Genomic DNA, 6,533 nt, shown 5'->3' on the forward strand with positions numbered 1-6,533 from the left:
GGTAGTGAAGTGCTTCCGGTTCGAAACACGAACAGGCATAACGAAATCCATGACGGACCTTCCCCCCGCCCTGAGCACCGGCTCCAGCAACAGGGAACCTGTCACACAACAGCCTGACACACAGGGAGCCTGCGGCGAACTGGCAGGCTTCCGGCGATCCCGGCGTCGGCGTTAAAGACCGAACAAGTTACGTCAGGCGGATCTGACGGTTGACGTCCTTATACAGCAGGTAGCGGAACTGGCCAGGGCCGCCTGCGTAGCAGGCCTGCGGGCAGAAGGCGCGCAGCCACATGAAGTCGCCCGCCTCCACTTCCACCCAGTCGTTGTTGAGCAGGTACATGGCCTTGCCCTCCAGGACGTACAGGCCGTGTTCCATGACGTGGGTTTCCGGGAACGGGATCACACCGCCCGGCTGGAACGTCACGATGTTCACGTGCATGTCATGCGCCAGGTCGTTGGGGTCCGCGAAGCGCGTGGTCTTCCAGACGCCGTCGGTATCGGGCATCGCGCCGGCTTCGACTTCCGCGTCACTGGTAACGAAGGACTTGGCCTCGTAACCCTCGAGCCTCTCGTAGGCCTTGCGGATCCAGTGGAAGGAAACGATGTCGTCCGAGACGTTTTCCAGTCCCCAGGTGGAACCGGCCGCCAGGTAGGCGTAGCCACCCTCCTCAAGCTGGTGCAGTTCACCGTCGAGGGTCAGGTTGACCTTGCCCTTGGTCACGAAGACAACGCCTTCAACGCCTGCCTCGAACTCGGCCTTGGGAGCACCGCCGCCCGGGCTGATCTCGACGATCAGCTGCGAGAACGTGGTGGCAAAGCCGGAGATCGGGCGGGCAATGATCCAGGACCGTGTGTTGGAGAAACCAGGCAGGTTGCTGGTCACGATATCGGTCATGACGCCTTTGGGGATGACCGTGTAGGCCTCCGTGACGATGGCCCGTTCCGTGGTGAGGTGGGTCTGCGGCGGCAGGCCGCCCTGGGGGTAGTAGTACTTGCCCATCATTGGATCCTTACTTCGAAGTGGTGTGGGCCAGCCGCGGGTGCGCAAGGCCGGTCAGGTGGGGGATTCCGACGCCGGCAAGCGCCAGCACCTCGTCGGCGCCCACCGCTCCGCACTGGACGCCGCGCAGCACGAAAGCGGCGAGTGCACGGGCCGTGGCAGGCTCGTCCATCACCCCGCCCTCGGTGCGTTCAACGTAATTGCGCAGCCGGGCCGCCGCGGCGGGCAGCCCCTGGCGGTAGAACGCGTACGTCGCAGCGAACCGGCTGGGCAGCTGCGCCGGGTGCAGGTCCCAGCCCTGGTAGAAGCCGCGCTCGAGGGAACGCCGGACCAGCCGGCCGTGGAGCTGCCAGGCGTTTTCTACGTTGTCGCCCACGGGGATAATGTTGGTGGAGCCGTCCGAGAGCCGGATGCCGGTGCCTGCCACGGCAAGCTGCATGACTTCCTTGGCGAAGTCCGCCACGGGATGCTCCATGGACTGGTATTCGGCCGAGATCTGCAGCGACGCCGAGTAGTCGTACGTCCCGTAGTGCAGCCCGCTGATACGGCCGGGAACAGCATGGGGGAGCTGCGCCACGGGGGAGTTGCCCTCGGGGCCAAGGATCAGCTGCGGTGTTTCCACCTGCACCTCAAAACGCAGCCGGCCTGCCGGCAGCGAATGGACTTCCTCAAGCCGGGAGACAGCGAAGTCCATGGCCTGCACCTGGGCCACCGTGGTGACCTTGGGCAGGGTGAGGACCAGGCCCTCCGGAAGCTCGCCGGCGGAGGCCAGGCCGGACACAAACAGGTCGAGGGTCCGCAGGCCGCGGGCACGCGTGGGCGCCTCGAAGCATTTGAAGCGGATTCCGATGAACGGCGGCGCGGAGCCGGCCGCAACAGCGGCGGCCACGGCGGAAGCGGCGGCAACGGCGGCGGCGTCCTCGGCGTCGTCGCCCCGGTCCCCGAAGCCGTCCTCGAAGTCGAGCCGGAGGTCCTCGATAGGTTCGCTGCCGAGTTTGGCCTCCACCCGGGACGCAACAGCGTCAGCCAGTTCGCTGTCTTGGCCCAGCAGCGCTCCGACCCGGGCGAGTCCGCCATGGGCGGCCGCCGTCGACAGCGCCTGGGCGCCCCAGTCGGCGGCGAGCGACGGCGTGAACCGGTCCGCCGGGACATAGACAGTGTGGACGGGCTGGCGCGAGCCGTCGTCGCCGGGGTAATTCTGCTCCAGCAGCCGGTCGGTGGCCGCCAGCTGCGAATCGATCCTGGCCAGATCCGCAGCGCTGAGTGATGATTCCGGTACCGCCATGCCTCAGCCCACCAGTTCGTAGGCCGGGGTGGTGAGGAAGTCCGTGTAGTCCTCGGAGAGGCAGATGTCCGCGATCAGGCTGCTGGCGGGCTGGTAGTAGCGCTGGAAGGCCTCCTCGCCCACCTCGCCGCGCAGCTTCTCTGTCTCCTCGGCCAGGATCTTGGTCACAAGCTCGCGCGTCACGGTGTTGCCGGTGTCTGCTAGCACCACCTCGTTGCGGATCTGCTGCCACACCTGCGAGCGGGAGATCTCCGCCGTGGCGGCATCTTCCATGAGGTTGTGGATGGCCACCGCTCCGTTGCCCGAGATCCACACGGCGGTGTAGGCCACGGCCACGTAGAGGTTCAGGCGCAGGCCCGCCTCGGTGACCTGGCCGTCCGCGGAAGCGATGTCCAGCAGCTGGCCCGCGGTCACGGAGACTTCCGGGCGCTGCTTGTCCAGCTGGTTGGGGCGCTCGCCGAGGACCGAATCGAACACTTCCCGGCAGACCGGGACCAGATCAGGGTGGGCCACCCAGGAGCCGTCGAAGCCGTCGTTCGCCTCGCGGGTCTTGTCCGCGCGGACCTTCTCGAAGGCTTGGGCGGTGACTTCAGGTTCGCGCCGGTTGGGGATGACCGCGGCCATCCCGCCCATGGCGAAGGCGCCCCGGTGGTGGCAGGTCTTGACCAGCAGTTCCGTGTAGGCGCGCATGAAGGGCGCGGTCATGGCCACGGTAGCGCGGTCCGGCAGCACGAAGCTGGCCCCGGCGTCGCGGAAGTACTTGATGATGCTGAAAAGGTAGTCCCAGCGGCCCGCATTCAGGCCCGAGGCGTGGTCGCGGAGTTCGTTGAGGATCTCGTCCATCTCAAAGGCAGCCGGGATGGTTTCGATGAGCACGGTTGCGCGGATGGTGCCCTGGTTGAGGCCAAGGTAGTCCTGCGCGAAGACAAAGACCTCGTTCCACAGGCGCGCCTCGAGGTGGCTCTCCATCTTCGGCAGGTAGTAATAGGGGCCCTGGCCGTTGAGGACCAGCTGCTTGGCGACGTGGAAGAAGTGCAGGCCGAAGTCCACGAGGGCACCCACGGCGGGTTCGCCGTCGAGCAGGAGGTGCCGTTCCTCCATGTGCCAGCCGCGGGGGCGTGCCACCACGACGGCGAGCGGGGCGTCCGTGCGCAGCCTGTATTCCTTGCCCTCAGGGGAGGTGTAGCTCAGGGACCCCGTGGCGGCGTCCCGCAGGTTGAGGATGGCATCGATGACGTTGGCCCAGGTGGGCGTGCTGGCGTCCTCGAGGTCCGCGAGCCACACCTTGGCGCCGGAGTTCAGCGCGTTGATGGCCATCTTGGCAGGAGAGGCGGGCCCCGTCATTTCAACCCGGCGGTCCTGCAAAGCCGCCGGTGCCGGCGCAACCTTCCAGTCGCCGTCGCGCACGTCCTGGGTGTCCGGCAGGAAGTCAAGGCCGCCGGTCCTGGCCACATGCTCGCGCTTTGCGGTCCGGGCCTTCAGGAGCTCAGAGCGGGTACCGGCGAACCGCTTGTGCAGTTCCTCCACGAAAGCCAGGGCCTTGGGGGTGAGAATCTCCTCCGCGCGCTCGATCGGCCGGGGGTCTGTGACTGTGATAGCCATTATTGGTCCTTTCCAGGGCTGCGAATCAGGCGTTGGCGAAGGCTGCTGCGTTTGCTGCAGCAGGTGCTGCTGCTTCTGTTGAGTCTTCCGCTGTTGCCGCTGCGATGCCAGTACCCGCTGCGGCGCGGGCTGCGTTTGCCACGGCCGCGGCGACGTCCGCGGCCACGTGGGGGTCGAAGACGCTGGGGATAATGTAGCTGGCGTTGAGCTCGTCGTCAGCAACACGGTTGGCGATCGCCTCGGCGGCGGCCACCAGCATCTCCGGGGTGATGTCCGATGCCCCCGCGTCCAGCAGGCCGCGGAAGAAGCCCGGGAATGCCAGGACGTTGTTGATCTGGTTCGGGAAGTCGCTGCGTCCCGTGGCCACGACTGCTGCGTGCTTGGACGCGATGGCAGGATCGATTTCCGGTGTGGGGTTGGCCATGGCGAATACGATCGCGTCCTTGGCCATCGAAGCGACCTGCTCCTCGCCGATCACGTGCGGTGCGCTGACGCCGATGAAAACATCTGCATCTTTGAGCGCCTGGTGCAGGGTTCCGGAGAATCCCTCTTCGTTGGTGTTGGCGGCAATCCAGCTGCGGTGCTCGTCGTTGTACTGCTCGCCGGAGTGGATGGCGCCGGAGCGGCCGGCAGCCACGATGTGCCGGGCGCCCTGGGCCCTGAGCAACTGGATGATGGCGGAGCCGGCGGCGCCCACGCCCGAGACGACGATCCGGACCTCGGAGAGCTTCTTGCCCACCACGCGCAGGGCATTGACGAGGGCGGCGAGCGTGACGATCGCCGTGCCGTGCTGGTCGTCATGGAAGACCGGGATGTCCAGTTCTTCACGCAGGCGGTTCTCGATCTCGAAGCAGCGCGGGGCCGCGACGTCTTCGAGGTTCACTCCGCCGTAGACGGGCGCGATCGCCTTGACGATCTTGATGATCTCCTCGGTGTCCTGGGTGTCCAGGCACACCGGCCACGCGTCCACGTTGGCGAACTGCTTGAACAGGGCGGCCTTGCCTTCCATCACTGGAAGCGCGGCGGCCGGGCCGATGTTGCCGAGGCCCAGCACCGCCGAACCGTCGGTGACCACGGCGATGGTGTTCCGCTTGACCGTGAGGTTGCGGGCCGCTGACGGGTCCTCCGCGATGGCAAGGCAGACGCGGGCGACGCCGGGGGTGTAGGCGCGGGAGAGATCGTCGCGGTTGCGCAGGGCTACTTTGGGGACGACCTCAAGCTTGCCGCCGAGGTGCATGAGGAAGGTGCGGTCCGAGACGTTCCGGACGGTGACGCCGTCGAGCGCGTTGAGGGCGTCCTTGACGCGGTTGGCGTGGTCGTCGTCGGTGGTGTTGCAGGTGACGTCAACAACCAGGGTCTCGTGGTGGGATTCGGTGACGTCGAGGGCGGTGATGGCCGCGCCGGCCGCGCCCACGGCGGCTGCGAGTTCGCTGGTTGCCGTGAAGCTGGACGGTGCTTCCACGCGCAGGGTGATCGAGTTCCCGGGGCTGGGGTTCGCCATTGAATGTCCTCCTGGTTACGCCCATGCACTGGGCTGGCTTACGCCGCTAATGTTTTCGTATTATGGATATTATTATCTACTTTATGGAAACACAAGCCCTGCGGGGACATCGACGCGTACTCGGCCGTGCTGTATCTTGGGATTTCTAAGCAGTTCTTTTCACAATGCGGATAAGAGTTGTCGGAATCGAGCCCAGCAGGAGACGACGGAATGGCTGAAAAGGCCGCAGGAGGCGTGCAGTCTGTTGAGCGCGTCTTCGAACTTTTGGAATTGATCACCGACGCCGGGGGGGATGTGACGCTCAGTGAGCTCTCTTCCTCCACTGACCTGCCCCTGCCGACGATCCACCGGCTTCTCCGGACGCTGGTCACGCTGGGCTACATCCGCCAGCTGCCGAACCGCCGCTACGCCCTCGGCCCGCGGCTGATCCGGCTCGGCGAAGGAGCCAACAAGCAGCTTGGCGCCCTGGCCCGCCCGCAGCTCAAGTCGCTCGTGGACCGGCTCGGCGAGACGTCAAACATGGCGGTACTGGACTCGGACATGGTTATTTACGTGGCCCAGGTTCCGTCCCTGCACTCCATGCGCATGTTCACCGAGGTGGGGCGGCGCGCGCACACCCACGACACCGGCGTGGGCAAGGCCATCCTCGCGCAGCTGGACGATGAAGTGGTCCGCGGGATCGTGAGCCGGACCGGCATGCCGACACCCACGGCCAAGAGCATCGGCGACATCGATTCGCTCCTGGCCGACCTGGATCGGATCCGTGAGCGCGGGTACTCCATCGACGAGGAGGAGCAGGAGCTCGGCGTCCGCTGCTTCGCGATGGCCGTGCCCAACGCGCCCACGCCGACGGCCATCTCCGTCTCGGGCCCGGTGTCCCGCGTGGACCAGTCCTTCGCCGACCGCGCCGTGCCGCTGTTGCGCGAAGCGGCCCAGGCGATCTCGGACGAACTCAACCAAAACTGACCCGAGCGCGAACGAACACTTGGGGCCCCGTTTTCCACGGGCGGTTTCTAGGGGTCGTTGCAACACCTGTTGGTTAGGTGGTTAGTAGTAAAGCACGTAAACGCTCGGCTGGGGTTTCCCAGCCGAGCGTTTTACGTGGCCGGCCGTTGAGTTTCTGAGCGACGAGTTCGAGGTCTTCG

At 66.1% G+C, this 6,533-nt stretch carries 5 protein-coding genes; 1 reads left to right on the plus strand and 4 read right to left on the minus strand.

The genetic code is table 11. The features are described from left to right. Positions 1–187 precede the first annotated feature (187 nt). Genes LQ144_RS22520 through LQ144_RS22535 form a run of 4 tightly spaced genes read right to left on the minus strand, consistent with a single transcriptional unit; the run spans position 188 to position 5,388 of the window. A complete protein-coding gene (locus LQ144_RS22520) occupies positions 188–1,000 on the minus strand; it encodes a bifunctional allantoicase/(S)-ureidoglycine aminohydrolase (protein WP_230121473.1) in 813 nt (270 codons plus the stop codon). A gap of 10 nt (positions 1,001–1,010) precedes the next feature. Then, entirely contained in the window at positions 1,011–2,285 is a 1,275-nt protein-coding gene (locus tag LQ144_RS22525) for an aldolase (protein WP_230121474.1), read from the minus strand. 3 nt (positions 2,286–2,288) lie between these two features. After that, complete coding sequence (aceB, locus tag LQ144_RS22530; RefSeq protein WP_230121475.1) at positions 2,289–3,887, minus strand: malate synthase A; 1,599 nt, start codon at positions 3,885–3,887, stop codon at positions 2,289–2,291. A 25-nt stretch (positions 3,888–3,912) separates the two neighbouring features. After that, on the minus strand, positions 3,913–5,388 hold the full coding sequence (locus tag LQ144_RS22535; protein WP_230121476.1) for an NAD-dependent malic enzyme: 1,476 nt from the start codon (positions 5,386–5,388) through the stop codon (positions 3,913–3,915). A gap of 210 nt (positions 5,389–5,598) precedes the next feature. On the opposite strand from LQ144_RS22535, the gene LQ144_RS22540 reads away from it, so the two are divergent. Continuing rightward, the gene (locus tag LQ144_RS22540; protein ID WP_230121477.1) at positions 5,599–6,354 is read left to right on the plus strand and encodes an IclR family transcriptional regulator; all 756 of its coding nucleotides are present in this window, start codon (positions 5,599–5,601) and stop codon (positions 6,352–6,354) included. Positions 6,355–6,533: the final 179 nt, after the last annotated feature.

The sequence above is a fragment of the Arthrobacter sp. Bi83 genome (assembly GCF_918698095.1).
GTDB lineage: Bacteria > Actinomycetota > Actinomycetes > Actinomycetales > Micrococcaceae > Arthrobacter.

Excerpts from the sequence above, each read along its gene's own strand:
- LQ144_RS22520 (WP_230121473.1), bottom strand. The coding sequence starts at position 1,000 with ATGGGCAAGTACTACTACCCCCAGGGCGGCCTGCCGCCGCAGACCCAC.
- LQ144_RS22525 (WP_230121474.1), bottom strand. The coding sequence starts at position 2,285 with ATGGCGGTACCGGAATCATCACTCAGCGCTGCGGATCTGGCCAGGATC.
- aceB (WP_230121475.1), bottom strand. The coding sequence starts at position 3,887 with ATGGCTATCACAGTCACAGACCCCCGGCCGATCGAGCGCGCGGAGGAG.
- LQ144_RS22535 (WP_230121476.1), bottom strand. The coding sequence starts at position 5,388 with ATGGCGAACCCCAGCCCCGGGAACTCGATCACCCTGCGCGTGGAAGCA.
- LQ144_RS22540 (WP_230121477.1), top strand. The coding sequence starts at position 5,599 with ATGGCTGAAAAGGCCGCAGGAGGCGTGCAGTCTGTTGAGCGCGTCTTC.